This window comes from Brevundimonas sp. RM1 (assembly GCF_052907225.1).
The window spans coordinates 201981-227757 of record NZ_JBRERY010000005.1 but is presented as its reverse complement, the minus strand read 5'-3'; the positions used below and the strand labels follow the sequence as shown (position 1 = coordinate 227757).

General features: G+C 67.4%; 16 protein-coding genes and 1 tRNA gene. 8 read left to right on the top strand and 9 right to left on the bottom strand.

Annotated elements, in window-relative coordinates; genetic code table 11:
* Nucleotides 1-3: 3 nt before the first annotated feature.
* Nucleotides 4-80: transfer RNA gene (locus ACU5AP_RS07730), tRNA-Lys, on the bottom strand.
* A gap of 245 nt (nucleotides 81-325) precedes the next feature.
* Between ACU5AP_RS07730 and ACU5AP_RS07725 the strand changes: the two genes are divergently transcribed.
* The 5 genes from ACU5AP_RS07725 to ACU5AP_RS07705 all read left to right on the top strand — a co-directional run bounded on the left by ACU5AP_RS07725 (nucleotide 326) and on the right by ACU5AP_RS07705 (nucleotide 8712).
* Nucleotides 326-583 (top strand): hypothetical protein, encoded by a 258-nt coding sequence (locus ACU5AP_RS07725; RefSeq protein WP_232463964.1) that lies wholly within the window; start codon nucleotides 326-328, stop codon nucleotides 581-583.
* A gap of 57 nt (nucleotides 584-640) precedes the next feature.
* Nucleotides 641-2428: an autotransporter assembly complex protein TamA gene (locus tag ACU5AP_RS07720; protein ID WP_446681022.1), complete on the top strand. Its 1788-nt coding sequence runs from the start codon at nucleotides 641-643 to the stop codon at nucleotides 2426-2428.
* A complete protein-coding gene (locus ACU5AP_RS07715) occupies nucleotides 2425-6663 on the top strand; it encodes a translocation/assembly module TamB domain-containing protein (protein WP_446681021.1) in 4239 nt (1412 codons plus the stop codon). The genes ACU5AP_RS07720 and ACU5AP_RS07715 overlap by 4 nt, the downstream gene beginning before the upstream one ends.
* Before the next feature lie 86 nt (nucleotides 6664-6749).
* Nucleotides 6750-7826: a PA0069 family radical SAM protein gene (locus tag ACU5AP_RS07710; RefSeq protein ID WP_128719971.1), complete on the top strand. Its 1077-nt coding sequence runs from the start codon at nucleotides 6750-6752 to the stop codon at nucleotides 7824-7826.
* Nucleotides 7827-7866: 40 nt separating this feature from the next.
* Complete coding sequence (locus tag ACU5AP_RS07705) at nucleotides 7867-8712, top strand: alpha/beta hydrolase family protein (protein WP_128719970.1); 846 nt, start codon at nucleotides 7867-7869, stop codon at nucleotides 8710-8712.
* Between the two features lie 20 nt (nucleotides 8713-8732).
* Here ACU5AP_RS07705 and ACU5AP_RS07700 read toward each other — a convergent pair whose 3' ends face one another.
* Nucleotides 8733-9977 (bottom strand): class I SAM-dependent RNA methyltransferase, encoded by a 1245-nt coding sequence (locus ACU5AP_RS07700; RefSeq protein ID WP_128719969.1) that lies wholly within the window; start codon nucleotides 9975-9977, stop codon nucleotides 8733-8735.
* Nucleotides 9978-10131: 154 nt separating this feature from the next.
* Between ACU5AP_RS07700 and ACU5AP_RS07695 the strand changes: the two genes are divergently transcribed.
* Nucleotides 10132-10776 (top strand): glycine zipper 2TM domain-containing protein, encoded by a 645-nt coding sequence (locus ACU5AP_RS07695; RefSeq protein WP_128719968.1) that lies wholly within the window; start codon nucleotides 10132-10134, stop codon nucleotides 10774-10776.
* Nucleotides 10777-10849: 73 nt separating this feature from the next.
* Here ACU5AP_RS07695 and ACU5AP_RS07690 read toward each other — a convergent pair whose 3' ends face one another.
* The 7 genes from ACU5AP_RS07690 to ACU5AP_RS07660 form a co-directional block, all read right to left on the bottom strand.
* A complete protein-coding gene (locus ACU5AP_RS07690) occupies nucleotides 10850-11584 on the bottom strand; it encodes a TlyA family RNA methyltransferase (RefSeq protein WP_446681020.1) in 735 nt (244 codons plus the stop codon).
* The gene (locus ACU5AP_RS07685; RefSeq protein ID WP_446681019.1) at nucleotides 11581-14325 is read right to left on the bottom strand and encodes a valine--tRNA ligase; all 2745 of its coding nucleotides are present in this window, start codon (nucleotides 14323-14325) and stop codon (nucleotides 11581-11583) included. The genes ACU5AP_RS07690 and ACU5AP_RS07685 overlap by 4 nt, the downstream gene beginning before the upstream one ends.
* 137 nt (nucleotides 14326-14462) lie before the next feature.
* Nucleotides 14463-17930, bottom strand: coding sequence for a class I SAM-dependent DNA methyltransferase (locus ACU5AP_RS07680; protein WP_446681018.1), 3468 nt, complete (start codon nucleotides 17928-17930; stop codon nucleotides 14463-14465).
* Between the two features lie 95 nt (nucleotides 17931-18025).
* Nucleotides 18026-19612 carry a phytoene desaturase family protein gene (locus tag ACU5AP_RS07675; protein ID WP_088411606.1) on the bottom strand — a complete coding sequence of 529 codons (1587 nt, stop codon included), beginning with the start codon at nucleotides 19610-19612 and terminating at the stop codon, nucleotides 18026-18028.
* A 36-nt stretch (nucleotides 19613-19648) separates the two neighbouring features.
* On the bottom strand, nucleotides 19649-20860 hold the full coding sequence (gene hutI / locus ACU5AP_RS07670; protein ID WP_373863219.1) for an imidazolonepropionase: 1212 nt from the start codon (nucleotides 20858-20860) through the stop codon (nucleotides 19649-19651).
* Entirely contained in the window at nucleotides 20860-21750 is an 891-nt protein-coding gene (locus ACU5AP_RS07665) for an agmatinase family protein (protein ID WP_223850710.1), read from the bottom strand. Before ACU5AP_RS07665 ends, hutI begins: the two co-directional genes overlap by 1 nt.
* A gap of 5 nt (nucleotides 21751-21755) precedes the next feature.
* Entirely contained in the window at nucleotides 21756-22457 is a 702-nt protein-coding gene (locus tag ACU5AP_RS07660) for a UTRA domain-containing protein (RefSeq protein WP_164918018.1), read from the bottom strand.
* Between the two features lie 89 nt (nucleotides 22458-22546).
* Between ACU5AP_RS07660 and hutU the strand changes: the two genes are divergently transcribed.
* Together hutU and hutH are read left to right on the top strand one after the other, a co-directional pair.
* The gene (gene hutU / locus ACU5AP_RS07655; RefSeq protein WP_128719964.1) at nucleotides 22547-24211 is read left to right on the top strand and encodes a urocanate hydratase; all 1665 of its coding nucleotides are present in this window, start codon (nucleotides 22547-22549) and stop codon (nucleotides 24209-24211) included.
* Between the two features lie 4 nt (nucleotides 24212-24215).
* The gene (gene hutH / locus ACU5AP_RS07650) at nucleotides 24216-25748 is read left to right on the top strand and encodes a histidine ammonia-lyase (RefSeq protein WP_128719963.1); all 1533 of its coding nucleotides are present in this window, start codon (nucleotides 24216-24218) and stop codon (nucleotides 25746-25748) included.
* Nucleotides 25749-25777 lie beyond the last annotated feature (29 nt).

The window sequence follows — 25777 nt, the reverse complement described above, 5'->3', positions numbered from 1 at the left end:
AAATGGTACGCCCCCTCGGGCTCGAACCGAGGACCCTCTGATTAAAAGTCAGATGCTCTAACCAACTGAGCTAGGGGCGCACATCGCGTTTGCGAAGAGGCGCGGAACATACGGATGAGCTTCGCGACGGGCAAGTGGAAATTTCAGGAAATTTTTCACTGCACAAACAAGGCTCTGACGACCGCACCCATCGCGAAATCAAGACGCTTCGCAGCACGCGATTCATTCCAGGTTCACCTGGACCCTTTAAAGGCGCGACCAGGGGAACCGGCTCCGCCCCTCCACGTTTCCAGCCCCTAGAGGGGGATCAAGAATGAATCGATCCATGTTGAATCGTCTGATGATCGGCGCGGCGCTGGCCGCCACGGGCTTGCTGGCCGCTTGTGAACAACCTTACAGCGAACCGCCTCCCGTCGAAGCGCCGGCGCCTGTCGAGGCGCCCGCCGCAGAAGAAGCCGCTGCGCCCGCGGTCGCCGAGGCTCCCGCCACGCCCGAAACGGCTACGCCTGTGGAAGCCCTTCCGCCGGACCAGCGTTCGTCTGAAGAGACAGTTCAACCCGAAAGCGATACGCTGTTTTACTGATTCCTCCGGCGAACGGGGCTAAGCGCCCTTTGATCGTCTCGTAACCAGGGTTCGGATTTGACGTCGAGGCTCCCCCTCCTTCTTGCCGGCGCAGCTGTATGCGCGCTCGCAAGCCAAGCCGTCGCCGAACCTCGCGCCCAGATTCGCGGTGAAATAGACGGCGACCTCAAACGCCAGCTGGAACAGGCGATCGGCGATGTCGACGGCGCGCCGTCCAGCCGGTTCGAGGCCCGTCGTCGCGCCCGTGCGGCCGTGACCTCGGCTCAAGCCTTGTTGCGTTCGGAAGGCTATTATCAAGCCACGGTCGAGGATCAGGTCGAGGGCGACGACAAGCCCGTCGCGATAGTCCAGATTGCGCCGGGTCGCCGCTTCGTCCTGGGCGAAACCACGATCAACTGGACCGCTCCCGCGCCGGACGCAGAAACCAGCGCTGCGGTCATCGAGGACATCCGCCTCAAGCCGGGCGAACCGGGCCGGGCCGCTGAGATCCTGGAAGCCGAAGGCCGCGTCGTCGCCGGCCTGACCCGACGGGGCTATGCGGACGCCGCCGCCCTGCCCCGCCGCGTGGTCGTGGATCACGCCACCTTCCTGGTTCAACCGGGCTTCAACATCAACTCGGGCGAGCTGGTGCGGCTGAACGGCATTCAGCTACGGACCCGGGGGCCGACCAAGGAAAGCTGGCTTCAGAGCCTGGTCCCCTGGGAGGAAGGCGACCGCTACGATCCCGAGGACGTGGCCGAACTGGAACGGCGCCTGCTGGACACCGGCGTCTATGACGGCGTGGGCGTGGCCCTATCGCCGCTCGACGACATTCGACCGGACGGCTTGCGCCCGGTCGTCGTCACCCTGGCCGATCGGCCGGTCAGCCTGCTGGAAGCCGGCGCCAGCTATTCGACTTATGAAGGCGTCGGCGCCGACGTTTTCCGGACCCGCTACAATCGCTTCGGCCGGGCCGACACCCTGCGCTACGGCGCACGTATCGCCAGCATCGACAGTCGCATCGGCGGCGAGTGGTCGCAACCGCACTGGCGCAGGGCGGGACGAACGCTGAAACTGTCGTCCTATATCGTCAACGAACAGACCGACGCCTACGACCGCAGCGCCATCACCCTGGCTGCGGACCTGTCGCAACGCCTCGGCAAGACGTCGTGGTTCAGCTACGGCGTGGGCGTCGATGCGGGCCGCTACACGGAATATCGGTTCGACCCGGTGACCCAGGCGCCGATCACCTTCGATCGCGACCTGGCGATCGTCACCCTGCGCGGCGGCGCCTTCATGGATCGCTCGAACGATCCGCTGAACCCGACCTCGGGCTATCGCCTGTCGCTGTCGACCCAGCCCACGGCCGTGACCGGCGAGGATACGGTGCTGTTCCTGCGCACCGAAGGTCAGGCGAGCGCCTATCTGCCGATCCAGGATGACGCCAAGACCGTGCTGGCCGGCCGCGTCCGCATCGGGTCCATCATCGGCGGCCAGGAACTGACCGTGCCTTCGGACCGACTGTTCTATTCCGGCGGCGGCGGCTCTGTGCGCGGCTATTCCTATCAGAGCATCAACCCTCGCCTGCCCAACAACCGACCGCGCGGCGGCCTGTCGCTGTTCGAGACCTCGATCGAGGTGCGACGCGACATCGGCGAGAAATTCCAGGCCGTGGCCTTCGTCGACGGCGGCGCCGTCGGCTTTCAGGAAACGCCGAACCTGACCAATATGCGCTACGGCGCGGGCGTCGGCGTACGTTACAGGCTGCCCTTCGGTCCTGTTCGCGCCGACATCGCCTTCCCGCTGAACAAGCGAGAGGGCGACTCCGGATTCCAGCTCTATCTCAGCATCGGCCAGGCGTTTTGACCGACACACCTCCGCCTCAAGAAACGGGCGCAGACGTCGCCGATACGCCGGCCGAGAAGGCCAAGCGCAAGCGCACGCGTCTGCAACTGGCGGCCTTCGTCGCGGGCATGACCTTCGCCGGTCTGCTGGCGCTTATCGTCGTCGCCCTGGTGGGCGGACGGATGTATCTGGTGTCCGACGCGGGGCGCGAACTGATCACCAGCTTCGTCGCGGGTAAGAAGATCAGCCGCTACGGCCGGATCAACGTCGAGGGACTTCAAGGCGATCTGTTCGACGACTTCCGTCTGAAGCGCGTCACCGTGACCGACGAAAAGGGCGTCTGGCTGGAAGCGACCGACGTCCGCGTCGACTGGTCCTACTGGCCTCTGCTGGCGCGGCGCTTCCATGCGACGGAAATCAGCGCGGGCCAGATCCGCCTGTTGCGCCGTCCCGAGCTTGAGCCGCCGAGCGAGCCGGGCGGGCCGCAGGCCATCTCCATCGACATCGACCGCTTCAGCGCCAATGTCGAACTGCTGGAAGGCTTCTCCAAGGAGTACGGCCGCTGGACCCTCAGCGGCGACGCCGCCATTCCGCGCAAGGGCGTCAAGACCGCCAACGTCAACGCCTACAGCCTGAACCGCAAGGGCGACTATCTGCGTCTGGCCGCCGCCTTCGGCGACAAGCCCGAAGACCTGCGCGTCAATCTGCGCGCCAATGAAGCCCAGGGCGGCCCGATCGCCGGCTCGCTGGGCTATTCGCCCGATCAGCCCTTCTCGGCCGTGGCCGTGGTCAACGGCGAGGTCATCGATGTGGCCGTCCAGACGGGCCAGTTCCGGCCCCTGTTGGTCAAGGGAACCTATGGCGACAACGGCGCCAAGGTGTCGGGTTACGCCGACTTCTCCGGCTCCGACCTGCTGGAGCCCTTCGTCGAACGCATCGGCCGCACCGCCCGCTTCGGCTTCGCCATGACGCCGGACGCCAAGCGCGAAGGCTATCAGGGCGTGGCCTGGCGCCTGTACGCCGACAACATCGAATCCAGCGCGCGCGGCCTGATCCGCACCACGGACAACACCTCGCCCGACGGCATCAGCCTGGAGGTGAACACCCCCTCGCTCAGCCGCCTGGTCGGCAGTCCGATCGCCGGTCCCGCCGCCTATACGGGCGTGTTCAAGGGCGACGCCCAGGTGTGGAGTCTGCAAGGCTCGGCCAGTCTGCTGAACGCCGACATCGCCTCCTATCGCGCCACGCGCATCTCGGGCCCGGTCAACATCGCCGCCAACAAGGGCCGTATCGACGTGACGACCGACGTGCGCGCCGTCGGCGGCTCATCGGCGGGCATCATCGGCGGGCTGCTGGGCTCTGCGCCGCGCATCCAGATGGAGGGCGCGCGCATGGCCGACGGCGCCATGCTGCTGAAGAAGATCGACGCGCGCGGACAGGGGCTGACCCTGACCGGCTCGGGCGGGCGCAGCCTGAACGGCGGCCTGAACTTCAGCGGCCGCGCCGACCTGACCGATCTGTCGCGCATTCAACCCGGCGCGCGCGGCGCGTTCGGCGGACCGATCCGGGCGGCCTCGGCCAAGACGGGCGCGCCCTGGACATTGAGCTTCGACGGACGCGGCTCGCGCATGGCCGTCGGCATGGAAGAGCTGGACCGTCTGCTGGGCGCCGCGCCGCGCCTGCAACTGGCTGGATCTCTGAACAACGGCGTCGTCTCCATCGATCGCGGAGAGCTGACCGGCGCCGCCGGGCGCGCGGGCGCCAAGGGTCTGATCGAGGGCGCCAAGCTGCGGCTGGCGCTGGACTGGAACGCCCATGGCCCCTTCGGCGTCGGCCCGGTCGCCATCGACGGCGCCATGTCGGGCGACGGCGCCCTGACCGGCACCCTGGCCCAGCCGCGCGCCGATCTGCGCGCCGCCTTCGACAAGGTGGCGGCGGGCGGCCTGATCCTGACCAACGCCGACCTGATCCTCAGCTTCCGCAAGGGCGCCGACGCTTCGGACGGGCGCGTGGTGCTGAACTCAGGCTCCAACTACGGACCGGCCCATGCTTCGGGTAACTTCTTCCTGGGCGGACCGCGCCTGCGTCTGTCGGACGTCGATGTGAACGCGGGCGGCGTGGCGGCCCAGGGCGACGTCGCCCTGTCGAACAACTTCCCCTCCAGCGCCGACCTGACCTTCACGGCACGCCAGGGAGCCTTTTTGGCCTCGGGCGAGGCCAACGGCCGCGTGCGCCTTACCGAGGGCGCGGGCGACCAGACGGCCGTGCTCGACGTCACTGGGCGCAATGTGCGCCTGACCGGCCAGGACTGGACCCTGCGCACCCTGTCGCTCAAGGGCCAGGGCACGCTGGATCGCCTGCCCTTCACCCTGGCCGCTGACGTCGGCGGCGCCAATCCGGTGCAGTTCAACGGCTCGGGCGAATACGCCCGCCAGGGCCAGGCCCAGAGCCTGACCCTGCGCGGCGGCGGCCGCGTGCGCGAGATCGCCTTCACCACCCGCGCGCCCGCCGTTTTCGCTCTCAACGGCGACGGCCGCGTCGCCCGCCTGGACCTGGGCGTCGGCGGCGGCGTCCTGACCGGCGAGTTGAAGCAGGACAGCGAAGGCAGCGTCATCCAGGCCGACATGAGCAACGTCGAAATGGGCTCGCTGATCCCCGATCTGCGCGGCCAGGTGACGGGTCGCGTTTCGATGCAGGGCCAAGGCGACACGCTGCGCGGCTCCGCCAATGTCGACCTGAAGCAACTGCGCAGCCTGGACGCGCCGCGCGGCCTGGCCGTCGACGGCACGCTGAACGCCGACCTGACGGGCGACGCCCTGCGCCTGCGTGCAGAAGCCCACAACGGTACGACCGTTCAGGCCACAGCCGATGTCACCCTGCCGGTCGAAACCTCGGCCGCGCCCCTGCGCCTGGCCATCGCCCGGACCGAGAACCTGTCGGGTCAGGTCGCCATCCGCGGTCAGATCCAGCCCATCTGGGATCTGTTCCTGGGCGGCGCTCAATCCCTATCGGCCCAGGTGAACGCTCAGGCGACCCTGGCCGGCACCCTGAACGCGCCGCGCCTGAACGGTCGACTGGACCTGAGCGAAGGCTCGTTCCGTGATGGAGCCTCGGGCCTGCGCCTACAGAACATGACCCTGGCCAGCCGCTTCAACGACAGCCAGGCGGTGATCGAACGATTCCAGGCCACCGACGGCCTGAAGGGCGAGGTGTCCGGCAGCGGCGACCTGGGCCTGCGTCAAGGTTCGCCCTCGACCCTGCGCCTGGAGCTGGCGCGCTTCCAGATCATCGACAACGACATCGCCAAGGCGCGGGCCAACGGCCGACTGACGGCCGTGCGCGGCGCCGACGGCAACATCCGCCTGACCGGCAATGTGAATATCGACGACGCCGAGATTTCGCCCGACCTGCCCGGTTCGACCGGCATCGTCAAAATGGACGTGGTCGAGATCAACCGCCCCGCCGGCGACGCCGTCGAGACCGAAAAGAAGGCCGCCGCCGGCCCGCAGATCGGCCTGGACCTGACCCTGACGGGACGGGAGATATACCTGCGCGGACGCGGCCTGAACGTCGAACTGCGCGCCGACGCCCGCGTGCGCGGCACCATCACCCAGCCCGAACTGAGCGGCACAGCCAATGTGGTGCGCGGCGACTATGAGTTCGCGGGCAAGCGCTTCGTTTTCAACGATCGCGGCTCGGTCATCCTGTCCACTGATCCGGCGCGCATCCGCCTGAACCTGGAAGCCGTGCGCGAAGACCCCGCCCTGACGGCCGTGATCAAGGTGACGGGCACCGCCGTCTCGCCCAAGATCGAGCTGACCTCCACGCCTGACCTGCCTCAGGACGAAATCCTGTCGCAGGTGCTGTTCGGACGTTCAGCGGCGCAGTTGTCGCCGTTCGAAGCGGCGCAACTGGCCTCGGCCGTGGCGTCCCTGGCGGGCGGCGGGGGTTTCGACGTCATCGGCAACCTGCGCGAACTGGCCGGCCTGGACCGCCTGTCCTTCAGCGGCGAGGCCTCCAGCCTGACCGTCGCGGGTGGTCGCTACATCACCGACGACATCTACTTGGAGGTCATCGGCGGGGCTGAGCACGGCGCAGCCGTCAATGTGGAGTGGCAGGTGCGACGCAACCTGGCCATCACCTCCAAGTTCGGCGGCGAAGGCGACACCGCCCTGTCGGTCCGCTGGCGCCGCGAAGGCCCCCGCCCCGGCGGCGACCGTCGCGACCGCCGTCCCAACGCCGCCGCCCGACGCTAACCCGAGCGAGGCCGGCTAGAAGCCAGTCTCGTTCTATCGTCCATTTTGTTCTTGCTTTGTTCTTATTCGTCCCCCATCCTGCGGGCATGAGTAAGGCGATCAACGGACGCGGCGCACGCTCCAACGCCTCGGGTCGGTATGAAGCCGATCGGCGCGAGGCCTACGACGACGGCTGGACGGATCAGGACGAGGCGGCGACCCCGCTTCGCACCACCCTGTCCCCGGAACACGCGCGCACCATCATCGCCAAAAACACGAGTCCCGACGTCGGCTTCGATCGCTCCATCAACCCCTACAAGGGCTGCGAACATGGCTGCATCTACTGCTACGCCCGTCCGTCCCATGCCTGGATGGGCCTATCCCCGGGCCTGGATTTCGAGAGCCGGATCTTCTTCAAGCCGGACGCCGCGCGTCTGCTGGAACAGGAACTCTCAAAGCCCCGGTACGTCTGCCGGCGCATCCACATAGGCGGCAACACCGACCCCTATCAGCCGGTCGAGCGCGAAACGAATTCGACCCGTTCGATCCTGGAGGTCATGCAGCGCTTCAACCACCCGTTCAGCATCATCACCAAGTCGGTGCTGATCGCGCGCGACGCTGACATCCTGGGCGACATGGGGCGGCGCGGTCTGGCCTCGGCCTTCATCTCCATCACCACGCTGGACCGCAAGCTGGCGCGGGCGATGGAGCCGCGCGCCTCCACGCCCGCCAAGCGGCTGGAGGCGATCAGCCGCCTGGCAGATGCGGGATGCCCGGTCGGCGTCGGCTTCGCCCCCGTCATTCCCGGCCTGAACGATCACGAACTGGAAGCCGTGCTGGAGGCGGCGCAGAAGGGAGGCGCGACCTCGGCCATGTATGTGACCCTGCGCCTGCCGATGGAGATCAAGGATCTGTTCCGAGAATGGCTGACCGATGCTCGCCCCGATCGGGCGGCGCGCGTCATGTCCCTGATCCGCCAGACGCGCGGCGGCAAGGATTATGACCCCGACTGGTCCCAGCGCATGAAGGGAACCGGCCCGGTCGCCGAACTGATCGCCACGCGCTTCAGAACGGCGGCAAGGCGATACGGTCTGGACGCGCCGCGTCAGGCGTTGGACCTCACCCAGTTCCGCGTTCCCGCCGACGCCCGACCGCAGCTTGATCTGTTCGACATTCCCGCCTGACGCCGCCTAGGATGACCGTTCAGCAGGCAAGGTGAGAACCATGCACGGAACCCGGATGATCATCGTCGCAGCCGCGGCCATCAGCGTCGGCGGCTGTTCCGTCAACGTGCCGGAGAACGCCTTCCTCTACCCCGATGCGCGTATCGCAGCCGAGAAGATCGAGCTCACCCCCGGCCCCGCTATGCCGCGGTCGGCGCAGACCCTGACACTGCCCTATGCCGGCGGCCAGTTGGCCACGACCCGACTGTCCTCCACGAAGGACGATCAGGCGCCGCTGATCCTGTTTTGCGGCGGCAACATGTTCCGGCAATCGGCCTATGGCGGACTGGTGGGCGGACAACTCGCGGCTTTCGGCGACGTCCTGCTGTTCGACTATCCCGGCTACGGCGCATCGACCGGCGCGTCCGACATCGCCAGCATGAAGGCGGCTGTCGCCGCCATGGCCGCTCGTGCACGTGCGATAGCCGATCAGGAGCAACGGCGGCTCATCCTGTGGGGGCACTCCCTCGGCGGAACCGTCTGCGCAGAGGGGGCGGTGAACGCCAAGGCCGACGTTCTGGTGCTGGAAACGACGACGCCGTCAGCCAACGCCGTCATACAGGAGGCCCTGGGCTGGAAGCGGTTTCTGATCCGCGTGCGCCTGGCCCCGCCCCTGGCCGAAGTCGATATTCCTTCGACCCTCGCCGACTATCCCGGCCGGATCATCGTGCTGGAGGCCGGGCGCGACACGGTCCTGCCGCCGGTCCTGAGTCGCCGTCTGGTCCAGGCCCTGACGGCCGAAGGAGTGTCCGTCGATCACCTGGTCTTCGCCGAGGCGGGCCACAACGACGTGCACAGCCAACCCGACTTCACGTCCCGAATGGCCGAAGCTCTCGCCCGTCCGTGATCGGTTCGACCTGATCTCGCCTAGCGCCGGAAGACGCCGACCAGTTCGATGTGCGTCGACCAGATGAACTGGTCGATCGGCGTGACCTTCTCCAGTCGGAAGCCGGCGTCGACCAGCACCCGCGCGTCGCGGGCGAAGGTCTGGGGATTGCAGGACACCCCGACGACGACCGACGCCTTGGTCCCCGGCAGTTGCTGCGTCTGTTCCAGAGCGCCCGCGCGCGGCGGGTCCAGGACGACGGCGTCGCAGCCCTTCAGGTCATAGGGCGACAGCGGACGGCGGAACAAATCTCGCGCCTGGGCTTCGATCCCCTTCAGGCCCTGAGCGGTACTCAGACCCGCCTTCAGGGCGGCGATGGAGGCGGCGGCGGAATCGGCGGCTGTCACGCTGGCGATCTCGGCCAGAGGGAAGGTGAACGTCCCCGCCCCGCAGAACAGGTCCGCCACCTTCTTGGCCCCCCTCACCGCCTCGACCGCGCGTTCGACCATGGCGGCCTCAGCGGCGGGCGACGCCTGCAGGAAACCGCCCGCCGGCAAGGGCACGGACGCGCGCCCGAACCGCACGCGCGGCTGGCGCGCCATGACCAGCGTGTCGCCATCCAGGCTGAGACGCGCCAGATCAGCCTCGGCCGCCGCTGCAATGGCCAGCGCCAACTGGTCGCCATTCAGGCCGCCCGAACGTTTCTCGACCCCGGTCACATCGACGTCCAGACCGGTGTCGGTCAGGGTGACGTGCAGGGTCGGCGCCGATTTCGGATGCCCCAGGAAGGGCGCCGCCACCTTGGCCAGGGCGGGCAGAGCCGCCGTCAGATGCGGGTCCGACAGCGGGCAGTCCGTCAGTTCGACCACCCGCCACGACTTGCGCGCCTTGAAACCCAGCATGACGCGGCCGTCCGCGCCCTCCCGCGCATGCAGCGCCAGGCGGCGACGACTGGCCAGCGGCGTCGCCACGGTCGCCTCGACCTCGGTCTCCAGCCCCTCGCGCGCCAGGGTCTGGATCACCACCTCGCGCTTCCAGGCCAGATAGGGCTCATCGGCCCAGTGCTGCAACGGCGCGACCCCGCATTCGGCATAGGTCCGCGAATGGATCGGCCGGCGGTCGGGGCTCGCCTCGATCAGATCGAACCGCTCGGCCCGTCCGTCTTTGACCTCAGCGGCGATCACCTCGCCCGGCAGGGCGCCCGGCACGAAGACCGGGCCGTTGGCGGTGTCGGCGATCCCGTCGCCCTGATGGCCCATGCGGGCGATGGTCAGCGTCTGCGTCATGCGCGGCTTCTAGCGGTTTCCGCGCAAAAATCGAAACATGAACGAAGATGAACGACGCGATCAAAAGCCGTTCAGCTTCGCGGCCCTATCAATGGCTGCAACAGACGGCGGCCTGATCCGTTCAGGTGCGGCATCCGTCGAAGGAACAAAAACGATGATCGCTCTCATCTCGAAAAAAGCCTCGGCCGCCGCCATCGCCGTCCTGGCCTGCGCCTCCGCTGTCGCCCTGCCCGGCGTCGCTTCGGCCCAGAGCTACGGCTACGACTATCCGCCCGCCTATGGCTACGGGAACAGCGGCTACAGCCAGGGCACCTACTACGATCCCTGCGCGCGTGATCAACGCCAACGCGCCACGACCGGCGGCCTGCTGGGCGCGGCCATCGGCGCCGTCGCAGGCTCTCAACTGGCGGCGCGCGGCCGCCGCACCGAAGGCAGCGCCCTGGGGGGCGTCCTGGGCGCCGCGATCGGCGCGGGCGTGGGCAACAGCTCGGCCGCCTGCGACAGCAACTATCGCCGCGACACGCGCTATTCGAACTCCGGCTATTCCGGAACCTACGTCCCGCCCGCCTACGGCTACGACAATCGCCGCTATGATGATCGCCGCGACGGCTACGACTACTACCGCGACTATCCGCAAGCCATCGATCCCGGCTTCAGCCCCCAGACCAGCGGCTATCAGGGCTACGGCGACGAGTGCCGCCTGGCCGAAAGCAACATCCGTCTTCCCGACGGTCGCATGGAGACGCGCTATGTCCGCTCCTGCCGTGACCAATCGGGCCGCTATCGCGTCGTCGATTAAGTTTCAGCCCCCCTGTCAATCGACGATGTGAAGAGGGCCGCCGGATATCCGGTGGCCCTCAAATCGTTTGAGGTCAGGCTTTCTGCGCCCAGAGCAAAAACTCGACGTTGCCGTCGCCGCCCGTGATCGGGCTGTCGGCGACCTCGCGCACGGCCCAGCCGTTCTCGTCCAGCCAGTCGCGCACCTTGGCCACAGCGGCGGCGTGCGCCTCCGGATCCTTGACCACGCCCTTCTTGCCGACCGCCTTGGGGCCGTCCGCCTCGAACTGCGGCTTGACCAGGGTGATCAGGTCCGCCCCCGGCGTCGCCAGATCGAGCGCCGTCGGCAGCACCTTCGACAGGCTGATGAAGCTGACGTCGCAAACAATCAGGGACGGCGCCTCGGTGATGACGGCCGGCGTCAGATCGCGAGCATCGGTCTTCTCCAGGTTCGCCACGCGCGGATCGGCCGCAACCTTCGGGTGAAGTTGCCCCGTGCCCACATCCACAGCAAACACCTGCGCCGCGCCGCGATCCAGGCAGACCTCGGTGAATCCGCCCGTCGAGGCGCCGACATCCAGCACGACGCGTCCATCGACCGCCACAGGCCACAGATCCAGCGCCCGTTCCAGCTTCAAGGCGCCGCGTCCCACCCAGCGAAAGGCGTCGACATAGGTGACGACCGCGTCTTCATTAACGGTCTGAGACGCCGCCCTGGCAGGCGCGCCGTCCACGGTGACGCCGCCCGCCTCGATCGCCGCCTTGGCCTTGGCCCGGCTTTCGGCCAGGCCGCGCGCGACCAGGAGCTGATCCAGCCGGAGCCGGCTCAAACCATGGCGTCCAGACGGGCGAGAGCAGCCTGCAGCTTGGCCTTGCCCTCTTCGGCCTCGGCCAGCTTGGCGCGCTGTTCCTCGACCACCTCGGCGGCCGCGCGGGCGACGAAGTTGGGGTTGCCCAGCTTCTTGTTCACATGGCCGATGTCGCTGTCGAAGACGGCGATCTCCTTCTCCAAACGCGCGCGCTCGGCGGCCAGGTCGATGATTCCGGCCAGCGACAGGGCGACCGTCGCTCCGCCTGAGACGAAGGTCACAGCCCCGGCCGGCGCGGCCTCGGCCACGGCGACCTCGGACACGCGGCCCAGCGTCAGGATCAGGTCGCGGTGGCGCGCGATGCGCTCAGCCGTGGCTGCGTCCGGCGCAACAAAGGCCAGCGGCGGCTTGGCCGACGGCGGCACGTTCATCTCGGCCCGCAGGGCACGGATTTCACCGATCAGGTCGACCAGCCAGCCGATCTCGGCCTCAGCGCCGGCATCGACAAAGGCGTCCGGCAGCACCGGCCAGGTTTCGCCCATCAGCAGGCCGTCGCGGGCGGGGCCTTCCTTGCCCAGTTCGGCCCACAGCTCCTCGGTGATGTAGGGCATGACCGGATGCAGCAGCTTCAGCGTCTGGTCGATGGTCCAGGCCGTCATGGCGCGGGTCTCGGCCTTGGCGGCTTCGTCGGCGCCGTTGAACACCGGCTTGGCCAGTTCCAGATACCAGTCGCAGAAGACGTTCCAGATGAAGCGGTACAGGGCGCCCGCCGCATCGTCGAAACGGCCGCCCTCAATGGCGTCCGACACCTGGCGCTCGGCCTTGGTCAGTTCGCCGCGGATCCAGCGGTTGATCGTCTGCTGCACGCCAGCGGGGTCAAAGCCCTCAACGCGGCGCGCCTCGTTCATCTGGCTGAAGCGTGCGGCGTTCCACAACTTGGTGCCGAAATTGCGATAGCCTTCAATGCGCTGTTTCGACAGTTTGATGTCGCGCGTACCCGACAGGATCGCCATGGTGAAGCGCAAGGGGTCGGCGCCCAGTTCGTCGATGATGCCCAGGGGGTCGATGACGTTGCCCTTGGACTTCGACATCTTCTGGCCCTTCTCGTCGCGGACCAGACCGTTGATGATGACCCGCTTGAACGGAACTTCGCCGTCCATGAAGTGGATGCCCATCATCATCATCCGGGCGACCCAGAAGAAGATGATGTCCGCCGCCGTCACCAGATCGCTGGTCGGATAGAAGCGCTCCAGATCCTCGGTCTTTTCCGGCCAGCCCATGGTCGAGAAGGGCCACAGGGCCGAGCTGAACCAGGTGTCCAGAACGTCCTCGTCCTGGGTCAGCACGACCTCGGAATCATAGTCCGACATCGCCTGTTCGCGAGCGTCCTCTTCCGTCTCGGCGACGTAGATCTCGCCGTTCGGGCCGTACCAGGCCGGGATGCGATGGCCCCACCACAGCTGGCGCGAAATGCACCAGGGTTCGATGTTGCGCAGCCATTCGAAGTAGATCTTCTCATAGGACTTCGGCTCGAAGACGGTGGCTCCGTCCTCGACCGCCTTCAGGGCGGGCTGGGCCATGACCTTGGCGTCGACGTACCACTGATCCGTCATCCACGGCTCGATGACGACGCCCGAACGGTCGCCGTGCGGGACCATGTGCTTGGTCTTCTCGATCTCGCGCAGCCAGCCCTCTTCCTCGGCGCGGGCGACGATGGCCTTGCGTGCGGCGAAGCGGTCCATGCCCTCGTATTCCGCGGGCACGTCGGGCGTGTCGGCGGCGGTGATGCGGCCGAAGGCGTCCATGACGTTCAGCGCTTCAAGTCCCGCACGCTTTCCAACGCCGAAATCGTTGAAATCATGGGCAGGCGTGATCTTGACCGCGCCCGACCCCTTGGTCGGATCGGCATAGTCGTCTGCCACGATCGGCACGCGGCGGCCGGTGATCGGCAGGGTCACGAACTTGCCGACCAGACCCGTATAGCGCTCATCCTCCGGGTGAACCGCCACGCCGGTGTCGCCCAGCATGGTTTCGGGCCGGGTCGTGGCGACGACGATGAAATCGCGCGTCTCGAACTCGGTCGCCTTGCCGTCTTCGTCGAAGGCGATCGGATGCTGATAGGTCACGCCGTCGGCCAACGGATAGGCGAAGTGCCAATAGGCGCCGTCGACCTCCTTCTGCTCGACCTCAAGGTCGCTGATGGCGGTCTGGAAATGCGGATCCCAGTTCACCAGCCGCTTGTCGCGATAGATCAGGCCGTCCTTGTGCAGTTGCACGAAGACCTTGCGGACGGCGGCGTTCAGCCCCTCGTCCAGGGTGAAGCGCTCGCGCGACCAGTCGCAGGACGAACCCAGACGGCGCAGCTGGCGCACGATGGTCCCGCCGGATTCGGCCTTCCACTCCCACACCTTCTCGATGAAGGCGTCGCGGCCCATGTCGCGGCGGCCGATATTGCCCTCGGCGGCCAGCTTGCGCTCGACGACCATCTGGGTGGCGATGCCCGCGTGGTCGGTGCCCGGCAGCCACAGGACGGCCTTGCCCTTCATGCGGTGATAGCGGGCCAGGATGTCCTGAAGCGTGTTGTTCAGGGCGTGGCCGATGTGCAGGCTGCCCGTTACGTTCGGCGGCGGAATGACGATCGAATAGGCGTCGGCGGCGCCGTCAGTGGGATTGGCCGCGCGCGGGGCGAACAGGCCGCTGTCCTCCCACTGGGCGTAGATGCGCGGCTCGGCGGCCTTGGGTTCGAACGTCTTCTCAAGCATGGTCATCTCGTTTCCCCGAGGCGTCGCGCGAAAGCGCCGCCGATCGAGGCTGGAATTCTTCGGTAAAGCAAAGGGCGGTCCCGCCGGAACCGCCCTTAGACGACTTAATGATCGCCGCGTCCCACGGCTAGGCCAAATCAGTGTCGTCGCGGCGAGAACCAGCCCTCGTCCGTGTGCTGGACCGACCCCGCCACCGCCAGAACCGCCAAGGTCTGTTCGATCCGGTCCGTCTTGCGGCGACCGATCCGCCCGTCGAAGCGACGCGCCAGCTCCAGCGGCTGCAGCGGCCGCCCTTCGCGACGCAGCTCTTCCAGCAACACGCCCGCCAGGACCGCAGGCGCATCAGGCAATGGCGCTCGTGTTCTCATCCTGTCCAACGGCGCCTCGATCTGCACGGCGCGTGCGGACGACTTGATCCGTCCCGCTTGATAGCTCGGTCGCAGGAAACGGATCTCGCCCTTCTCCTCCTGCACTCGCCGCGCACGGTTCAGTTCCAGCAGGGCGCTGAGCGTCGCTTGATCCGTCATGCCGTCGCGCCAGCCGTAAGCCGACGCGACCTGCTGATCCAGCCGCTCGTGCAGATGATGCAGCAAGCCGATCTGACCACGATCATAGAGATCGCGTTCGTTCCCGATCAGTTCGCCGCCTTCCTGAAGGCGACGCCGGACATTGTAGAGCCCGGTCATCGTCAGATCCTCGTGCTGGCTCAGAACCTGACGGCGACGGTCATCGATCTCTTCGGCCAGAACGCCGATCTCCTCGCCTGCAGCGCTGTTCAGATCCGGAAAGGGAAAGGCGTCGAAGCAGGCCTTCTTGTTATAGACGGGCCGATCCTCCAGCCGCCCGCCGCGCGCCAGGGCCCAAACCCCATGCACATGCGACGACAGCACGCCCAGGATGCGCGGATCGTCCGAGGCGACGGCGATCAGGGCGTTGTCCGGCAGGATGTCCGCGTCCAGAAAACGGAACCACCGGTGCTTGGCCGTCTCCACCGTGGCGATATAGCGGGACAGCCCCTCCAACGCCGGGCGGAACTCGCTGCGCGGCTCGCCGAACATCCACCAGTTGTCGCGATAGGCGGCGCGATTGTTGCGGTCACGCTCGAGCTTCACCGCCTCCAACAGATGCTGGAAGACGGCGGGGTGACTGCGACGCGCCTCTTCCTCGCTCCAGCCGAACAGGTCGATCACCTTCACGCCGCGCGGTCGTGACGCCAGATCGCGTCCGTTGCGGTACGCGCGGATCGGATTTTCCGCCTCGTCATTGGACGCCGCCAGCAACTGCTCCGCCCGTTCCGGCGACACCATGAAGCCCGCACCATGCAGCTTCACCCCCGGCGAGCACAGCAGGGCATTGGCCTTGAGCGGCTGCGCCTCGGTGATGGGAAGACCGATATTCAGGCCCGGCCCGATATCGCCGCGCTGTTCGCAAAAGAGGATCTCCGGCGTCTCGGCTTCGCCCATCAACTCATCGACCACCGTCAGCAGGCGGCCCTGACCATTCGGCTCGCCGCGCTCAGCCACGGTCATGGCGATGCGCACGTCGGCGCGGTCGGAGCCCTTGATCCACGGATGGTCTGGGATGGCGAAGGTCAGACGCATCGACGGCGCGCCGTTCAGATGATGCTCCAGCACGCGCCGAGAAAAGGTCTGGGTGATCGAGTTGGTGGTGATGAAGCCGAACCGTCTCAGCGTGCTGTTTTTAGCCGTCAGGATCTCCGCTGCGCGGTCCCACCAGGCTGTGACCAGGTCCGCCGAGCGGAACCGCCCCTGCCGCACCCGCCACAGGGCGTCGACATAGCCGTCGCCCAGTTCGCCGCGCACGTCCTTGCCCCCGATGAAGGGCGGGTTGCCGATGATGAAGTGCGCCGCCGGCCAGGCTGTCGGGCGCGGATCAATATATCGCGTAACCTCTCTCTCATCGTGCGCCACGACCGCGGAAAGACCGCCGCCTCGGCTCAACACCCGCGCGTGGGTCAGCGGCCGCCCGCGCGCGTCCCGCACCAGTTCTTCGTCCTTCCACGTCAGCAGCGCGTCCATATGCTGGATGCAGTTGAAGTTTCGCAGGATCGGTTCGGTCGGCTTGGCGTCGCCGGCGTTTCTGAAGTGCCATTGCAGATAGCCGATCCACATCACCATCTCGGCGATCCAGACAGCGTGGACATTCTTCTCCAACCCCCAGAACTGTTCAGGGCTGACGGTATGCCCCTCCAGGCCGAGCGCCGTTTGGGCGTCCCCCAGATCGGTCAGGGCGGTCAGAACCTCGCTCTCGAGATCCTTCATCATGTCCATGGCCACATAGAGGAAGTTGCCGGTGCCGCAGGCGGGATCCAGCACCCGTGTCGTGCACAGCGCATGGTGGAATTCGCGCATGGCGCGGCGCGCCCGCACGACGTCGCCGCTGGCGTAATGGCCGACCGCCAGCCCCGCGACCGCCTCCCACTCGGCGCGCAGCGGCTCCATGATCGTCGCCTCGACCAGCCTCCGCACATAGGCCTTGGGCGTATAGTGGGCGCCCAGCTCGCCGCGCTCCGTCGGGTCCAGCGCCTGTTCCAGCAAGGCGCCGAAGATCGCCGGCTCGACCGAAGCCCAGTCGCGCTGGGCGGCGGCGATCAGAGCCTCCAGCTCCGCCTCCGTCACCGGCACGGCCGCCTCTTCCTTGAACAGGCCCCCGTTAAAACGGCGCAGATCCTGGCGAACCGCTGAGCAATGTCCGCCGCTGTTCATGCGGCGAAAGAAGTCCGCCGCGCTGACATGAAAGCGATCCGCCATCCCGCGATAGCTTTCCAGCAGACGTAGAAATCCCCGGTCGTCGATCAGTCCCACGCTGTCGGCGAACATGGCGAAGATGCACTGCATGACGAACAGCGAAGTGCGCTTGTCCCACGCCGCCCGCGTCACGACATCGACGCAACCGCTGGAGTCTGTCGGCGCCCGCTTGCGGATCGAGCGCACCAGCCAGGCCAGCCGCTCGGCGATGTCGCTGGTCACGGCCGCCACATGGCTCGCCGGGTCCAGACTCATCGGCTCGTCCCACACCCGGCGCAGACGCTCCCGCACCGCCGGATCACGCAGGTCGTCCATGGAGATGCGGCAGCGCGCCAGGTCGGGAAACGGCACATAGCCCTTCCCCTGCCGATCGAAGTCGGCCCACAGGTGGATGGAGCGTCCAACGTCCACGACGACGATGAAGGGCGGCCATTCGTCCAGCGCCTTTGCGTAGGTCTCGGCCTGACGCTTGGCGTCCAGCATCAGCCGCTCGATTGCGCCCGCGTCGCCCTTCGGCGGTTTGCGCCCGCGCCCGTTGAACAGGGCCAGATGCCGCTGCGGGTCCAATTCGCCGCCGGGCGCCCGCTTCTGCGACTGCTTCGCCTCCAGCACGAAGGCGCCGCGCCGATAGCAGTCGATGAATCCCCGGTGCGCGCCGCCGTCATGAAAGCGGAACTCCACCCGCCGCTCGAAGCAATAGCCGCGATCTCCAGCGATCTCCTGATCCGGCGCCGGCGCTCCGATCAGGGCGCACAACTGGCTGATGAATGTCTGATAGTGCGAACGCTCGCTGATCGTCGCGCCGCTCCAGCGCGTGATGAACGCTTCGACATCCATGGACTGTTCTCCCACCCCTGAGAGAACAATATTAGGTTGAATTTTAGCAAAAACACAACCTTACATTATCACAGACAACCTTTACGCGACAGGCCTCAACGCCTGCCGAAATCCTTCAACACTGCCCGCGCCGCATTATGTCCCGGAGCCCCCGTCACTCCGCCCCCCGGATGAGCGCCCGATCCGCACAGATAGAGCCCAGGCACGGGCATCCGATGATCGGCGTGGCCCAGCACCGGCCGCGCGCTGAACAACTGATCCAGCGTCAGTCGCCCATGGAAGATATCGCCCCCGATCAGGCCGAAGCGTCGCTCCAGATCGCGCGGTCCCAGCGCCAGCCGCCCGACCACGGAAGCCTTGAACCCCGGCGCGTGAGCATCGACCGTCTCGATCATCAGATCGGCCACCGTGTCGCGATGCGCGTCCGCCAGATCCGGTGAAACGTGCTGGCAGAACAGGCTGGCGACGTGTTGTCCCTCCGGAGCCAGGCTGTCGTCCAGGGTCGAGGGGATCAACATCTCGACGATCGGCTTTGACGACCAGCCGTTCAGCCGCGCCTCGGCGTGGGCGCGGTCCATATAGGCCAGCGTCGGCGCGATGATGATGCCCGCCGTCAGGTGATCGCCCGCCCCTGGCAAAGCGGTGAAGCGCGGCAATTCAGACAGGGCCACATTCATGCGGAACGTACCCGAGCCCGAGGCGTAGCGGCTCATCCGTTCGGAGAAGTCCGCCGGAACCACGGCCGGATCGACCAGCCGGTCGAACAGCAGACGCGGGTGCAGGTTGGAGACCACGGCCCGGGCGCGGACTGCGTCGCCCGCCTCGGTCACGGCGCCGACCGCCCTGCCCTTTTCCATCAGCACCTCGGCGACGGGGGTATCCAGCCGAATGTCGGCGCCCTGCTCGGCGCAGGCGGCCGCCATGGCCTGAGTGATGGCGCCCATGCCGCCGATGGCATGGCCCCAGGCGCCCTTCTTGCCGTTCACCTCGCCGAAGACGTGGTGCAGCAGGACATAGGCCGAACCGGGCGTATAGGGGCTGGCGTAGTTGCCGACGACGCTGTCGAAACCGAACAGGGCCTTGATCGGATCGCTCTCGAACCAGCCGTCCAGCCAGTCGCCCGCCGACTTGGCGAACAGGTCCAGCAGATCGCGTTGCGCCGCCAGACCCAGGCCCGAAACCCGCCGCCCCAGAGACGCCGCCTTCAGCATCTCCGGCAGGGCGGCCAGCCAACCACCCTCGACGACGTTGGGCGGCGTGGTCAGGATCAGGTCGCGCAGGATGGCGGCGACCGTCTCCAGCCGCGCCTCATAATCCGGCAGGCGCTCGGCGTCGCGCACCGAGAACTTGGCGACCTCGGCCTGAGTCCGGCCCTCGCCGGTCAGCAGATAGCCGCCGTCGTCAAAGGGCAGGAAGTTGGCCGCGCGGCGCTCGACCACGCACAGGCCGTGGCGCGCCAGCTCCATATCGGCGATGACGCGCGGGTTCAGCAGGCTGACGGTATAGCTGGCGGTCGAGTTGCGAAAACCAGGATGGAATTCCTCGGTCACCGCCGCCCCGCCGACGACGCCGCGCCGCTCCAGCACCGTGATCTTCAGACCGGCCCGCGCCAGATAGAAGGCGCAGACCAATCCGTTGTGCCCGCCGCCCAGGATGACGACGTCCGTTTCCGTCTGCGCCATGCGCGCTCCCTCCCGCTTGAGAGAGCGACGCTAGTCCTAGGCCGCACGTCCCGCCAGATAGCGACGATGCAGCAGCGGCTTGCCCAGCCAATAGGCCAGCTCCGCCGGGCGGCTGATGTCCCAGACAGCCAGATCAGCGGCCTTGCTCGCCTCAAGCGTGCCGATCTCATCCTGCAGCCCCAGCGCTCGGGCCGCGTTCCGCGTGGCGCCCGCCAGAGCCTCTTCCGGCGTCAGGCGGAACTGGACGCAGGCCAAGTTGATCGCCGCCGTCATGGAGGCGACCGGCGAGGTGCCGGGGTTGCAGTCCGTCGCCACCGCCATGCGCGCGCCGTGCTGGCGCAACAGGGCGATCGGCGGAGCCTGCGTCTCGCGCAGCATCAAGAAGGCGCCCGGCAGCAGCACCGCCACCACGCCCGCCTCGGCCATCGCCTTCACGCCCGCCTCGGTCGTGTGCTCGATGTGGTCGGCCGACAGCGCCTGATAGCGGGCGGCCAGCGCAGCCCCGCCGCCGTCCGACAGTTGGTCGGCGTGCAGCTTGACCGGCAGGCCCAGCTCCTCGGCCTTGTCGAACAGGCGGCTGACCTCATCCACCGAGAAGGCGATGGGTTCGCAATAGGCGTCGACCGCGTCGACCAGACCTTCGGCGTGGGCTGCGGGCAGGATTTCGTCCACAGCCTTGTCCACATAGACGGCGCGATCGGCCTTATGCTCCGGCGGGACGGCGTGCAGGCCCAGATAGGAGGTGCGCACCCGCACCCCGCCCTCGCGCCCGATGCGGCGGGCGACGCGCAGCATCTTCAGCTCGCTGTCGTGATCCAGACCATAGCCGGACTTGATCTCGACGGTGGTGACGCCGGTGGCCTTCAGCCCTTCCAGCCTCGCCAGAGCGGAGGCGTAGAGCTGATCCTCGCTCTCCTCGCGCGTGGCGCGCACGGACGAGACGATGCCGCCGCCGGCGCGGGCGATCTCTTCATAGGTCGCGCCCTCCAGCCGCCGCTCGAACTCGCCAGAGCGATCGCCGCCGAAAACCAGATGGGTGTGGCAGTCCACCAGGCCCGGCGTGACCCAGCGCCCGCCCAGACGGTCAGTTTCCACAGCCTTGTGCACAGGCAGGTCGGCGCGCGGCCCGACCCAGGCGATGCGCCCGTCCTTGATCAGGATGGCGGCGTCCTCGATCGCGCCATAGGGCTCGCCGCCTTCGGTCATGGCGGCGACGTGGCAGTCGGTGATCAGCAGATCGGCGTCGATCATCGCGCGGCGACTCCAGCCAGAATTTCACAGAACCAGCGGCCCGCCGTCAGGGAGCCGAGGTCGCCGATTTCCAGCGACGGGTCGTATTCGGTCAGGTCGACGGCGCGCACCTTGGCATGGGCGCCGATGGCGCGGGCGGCGTCGAAGAAGTCGTACACCGACACCCCGCCCGGCCGCGCGCCGGGGCTGGCGGGCCACTGGCTGCGGTCGATCACGTCGATGTCGAAGTCGACATAGATGACCTCACACAGGGACGACAGGCGCTCCAGCTCCTCGACCACGACATTGGCCAGGCCGCTCTGGCGGCACTCGCGGGCGGTGCGGACACTGATGCCTGCGGCCTCGGCCTTTTCGTGGGCGCGGCGAGTGTTGGCGAAGGGCGCGAGGCCGACCTGGCTGATCCGACGCCCGTCCATGCCGTCATCCAGCAGCGCCTGGATCGGATTGCCGTTGGTCAAGCCCTGGTCCGTATCGCGCAGGTCGAAATGCGCGTCCAGCGTCAAGACGCCGACGCGGTCCAGCCCCAGGGCATGAACGCCCGGCCGGGTGATGGCGTTGTTGCCGCCGACCAGAATGGTCAGGTCGCGATGGGCCTGCGCCGCCACGGCGTCGCGCACGGGCTCGAAGGAGTCGAACGGCGAGACGGCCTTCAGCGCCACATCGCCAACGTCATGGACCTTGATATCTAGCTCCAGACCCGTCTCGACGTCATAGGTCGACAGACGCGGCAGAACCCCACGCAGCACCTTCGGCCCCAGGTCACAGCGGCCCGGCGTCAACGACCGCTCGTTCAATGGCGCGCCGATCAGGGCGACGCGGGCGTCGGGATGACGCCCCACCAGATCGCCGACAGAACGCCACCCCAGGGCTTCAGACGGTTGGCTCATGGGTGTCATCCTTTGGTCGGAGAAAAGCGCGCGACCAGATCATAGGCCGCGCCAGGGAAAATCTGTGAGGCCCATGTCACGCCCTGGCCGTCGCGCCAGGTGCGGCGCTCCAACCGCAGGCAGGGCGCGCCGTCGGCCAGACCCAGGCCCGCCGCCGTCTCGCGATCGGCGCCGACGGCCGAGATGCGATGCTCGGCCTCGGTCCAGGGCATGTGGGCCAGCAGCCAGCCGCCCGGCGGCTGCGTCGTGAAGTCGGCGGCTTCCGCCTCTGGCGCAGCGGACAGAGAGATCAGACGGCGCTCAAAGACGAACGGCAGACCATCGGCCAGGTGCAGGGTCTGCAGTTCGATCACCCGCTCGCCCAGCCCGTCCTCCTCCCCGCTCGCCGGGCGGACGATTCGGCCCAGCAGGCGATGAGAATAGGCCAGGCCCCGGCTCTCGATCTCGCCTTGAATGTCAGGAATGGACACCAGGGCCGAGGAATGCAGCGGCGGGTGGGCCACTACTGTCCCCGCGCGGCGGCGTCGCACCACCAGCCCGCGCGCCGCCAGGTCGGACATGGCGCGCGACACCGTCATGCGCGCGCAGCCGTATTCCGCCGTCAGTTCCGCCTCGGTCGGGATGCGGAACCCCGGCCGCCACTCGCCCGAGGCGATGCGGCGTTCGATGTCGCCCGCGATGCGACGATGAAGCGGCTCCTGATCCATGAAACGAAAATGCCTCTTGCACGCGATATTGTCTAGACATAACAGTACGACCAACACACGACGGCGGCTGACGCCGCATGGAGGATTCGATGGCCACGCCCAATACCCGTATCATTCGTAGCCCGCGTGGGCCGGAAAAGACCGCAAAGACCTGGGCGGCCGAAGCCGCCATGCGCATGCTGATGAACAACCTCGACCCCGAGGTGGCCGAACGTCCCGAAGACCTGGTCGTCTACGGCGGCATCGGCAAGGCGGCGCGCAACTGGCAGGCCTTCGACACCATCGTCGACCAGCTGCAGAAGCTGGAAGCCGACGAGACCCTGATGGTCCAATCGGGCAAGCCGGTCGGCGTGTTCCGCACCCATGTCGACGCCCCGCGCGTGCTGATCGCCAACTCCAACCTGGTGCCCAAATGGGCGACCTGGGACCACTTCAACGAGCTCGATAAGAAGGGCCTGGCCATGTACGGCCAGATGACGGCCGGCTCGTGGATCTACATCGGCACTCAGGGCATCGTTCAGGGTACCTATGAGACCTTTATGGAAGCGGGTCGCCAGCACTATAACGGCGACTGGTCGGGCAAGTGGATCCTGACGGCGGGTCTGGGCGGCATGGGCGGCGCCCAGCCTCTGGCCGCCACCATGGCCGGCGCGTCCTGCATCACTATCGAGTGCCAACGCAGCCGCATCGAGTTCCGCCTGCGCACCCGCTACGTCGACGTCATGGCCGAGACTCTGGACGAGGCGCTGGCCCTGTTGGATCAGTCATTCAAAGACAAGAAACCCTTGTCGATCGGTCTGTTGGGCAATGCGGCTGACCTTCTGCCTGAAATGGTCAAGCGCGGCGTCCGTCCTGACCTGGTGACCGATCAGACCAGCGCCCACGACCCGGTCAACGGCTACCTGCCCTCGGGCTGGACCGTCGCCGAGTGGGAAGAAAAGCGCGTCAGCGACCCGGCCGTCGTCGAGGCCGCGGCGCGCAAGTCGATGGCGACCCACGTCAAGGCCATGCTGGACTTCCAGAAGATAGGCGTCCCCACGACCGACTACGGCAATAACATCCGTCAGGTCGCCTTTGACGAGGGCGTCGAGAACGCTTTCGACTTCCCCGGCTTCGTGCCCGCCTATATCCGCCCGCTGTTCTGCCGCGGGATCGGCCCGTTCCGCTGGGCCGCCCTGTCGGGCGATCCCGAGGACATCCGCAAGACGGATGAGGCGATGAAGAAGTTGTTCCCCGACAACGCCGGCCTGCACCGCTGGCTCGACATGGCGAGCGAGCGCATCGCCTTCCAGGGCCTGCCGGCGCGCATCTGCTGGATCGGTCTAGGCGACCGCCACCGCGCGGGCCTGATGTTCAACGAGATGGTGGCCTCGGGCGAACTGAACGCCCCCATCGTCATCGGCCGCGATCATCTGGACAGCGGCTCCGTCGCCAGCCCGAACCGCGAGACCGAGGCCATGATGGACGGCTCGGACGCCGTGTCCGACTGGCCCCTGCTGAACGCCCTGCTGAACACCGCGTCGGGCGCGTCCTGGGTGTCGCTGCACCATGGCGGCGGGGTCGGCATGGGCTATAGCCAGCACTCGGGCGTCGTCATCGTCGCCGACGGCACCGACGAAGCCGCCAAGCGACTGGAGCGCGTCCTCTGGAACGACCCGGCCACGGGCGTCATGCGCCATGCCGACGCCGGATACGATATCGCCAAGGACGCCGCGCGCGAACATGGCCTGAACCTGCCCTCGCTGGACCTGTAAGCCTATGACCACTACCATTGAAATCGGCGCCGCGCCGCTCACCCTCGCCCAGCTTCGCTCGGCCCTGAACGGCCCGGTCACGGTCAGCCTGACCGACGCCGCCTGGGCCAATGTCGAAAAGGGCGCGGCGACCGTCGCCGCCATCCTGGACGAAGGCCGCACGGTCTATGGCATCAACACCGGCTTTGGCCTGCTGGCCAACACCAGCATCGCGGCGGAAGACCTTGAAACCCTTCAGAAGAACCTGGTGCTCAGCCATGCCTGCGGCGTCGGCGAGCCGCTGAGCGCGGACACCACGCGCCTGCTGATGGTGCTGAAGATCGCCAGCCTGTCCAAGGGCGCTTCGGGCGTGCGTCGTCACACGCTGGAGACGCTGATCGGCATGGTCAACGCCGAGATCCTGCCGCTGATCCCGTCCAAGGGTTCGGTCGGCGCCTCGGGCGATCTGGCCCCGCTGGCCCATATGTCGTGCGTCCTGATCGGCGTCAGCGAAGCCCGCTATCAGGGTCAGACGCTGGACGCCGTGTCGGCCTTGGCCAAGGCCGGGCTGAAGCCGGTCGTCCTGGGCCCCAAGGAAGGCCTGGCCCTGCTGAACGGCACCCAGTGTTCGACGGCCCTGGCACTGACCGGCCTGTTCGCGGCCGAGGACGTCTTCGCCGCCGCCATCGCCGCGGGCGGCCTGTCGGTCGACGCCCTGCTGGGCTCGGACGCGCCGTTCGACCACCGCATCCACGCCCTGCGCGGCCAACCGGGTCAAATCGACGTGGCCCGTCGCCTGCGCGAACTGCTGAGCGCCAGCGCCATCCGCGAGAGCCATCGTCACGACTGCGCCAAGGTGCAGGATCCCTACTCCCTGCGCTGCCAGCCGCAGGTCATGGGCGCGACGCTGGACGTTCTGCGCAACGCCGCCGCCATGCTGGAGCGTGAAGCCAACGCCGTAACCGACAATCCGCTGGTCTTCATCGAGGACGGCGACGTCATCTCGGGCGGAAACTTCCACGCAGAACCTGTTGCTTATGCAGCCGATCAGATCGCCATGGTCCTGTGCGAGATCGGCAATATCAGCGAACGCCGCACCTCCATCCTGGTCGACCCCAAGATGACCGACCTGCCCGCCTTCCTGGTCAAGGACAGCGGCGTGAATTCGGGCTTCATGATCGCCCAGGTGACGGCGGCGGCTCTGGTGGCCGAGAACCGCATGGTCGCCCATCCCTGCGTCATCGACACCGTGCCGACCAGCGCCAACCAGGAAGACCACGTCTCCATGGCCACCCACGGCGCCCGCCGCCTGCTGGACATGGCCGCCAATACGGCGACTGTGGTCGGCATCGAACTGCTGGCCGCCGCCCAGGGCATCGAGTTCCGCCGTCCGCTGACCTCGTCGCCGGAACTGGAGCAGACCTACGCCATCGTGCGCGAGGCCTGCGGCGCCTATACGGAAGACCGCTATTTCGCGCCGGACATCGCCCGTGCGACCGAGGGCGTGCGCGCGGGTCGCTACCGCGCCTTCGCCGGCGATCTTCTGCCTTCGGCTTGAACCGGACGGCGGTTGAGCGCTTTCGTATC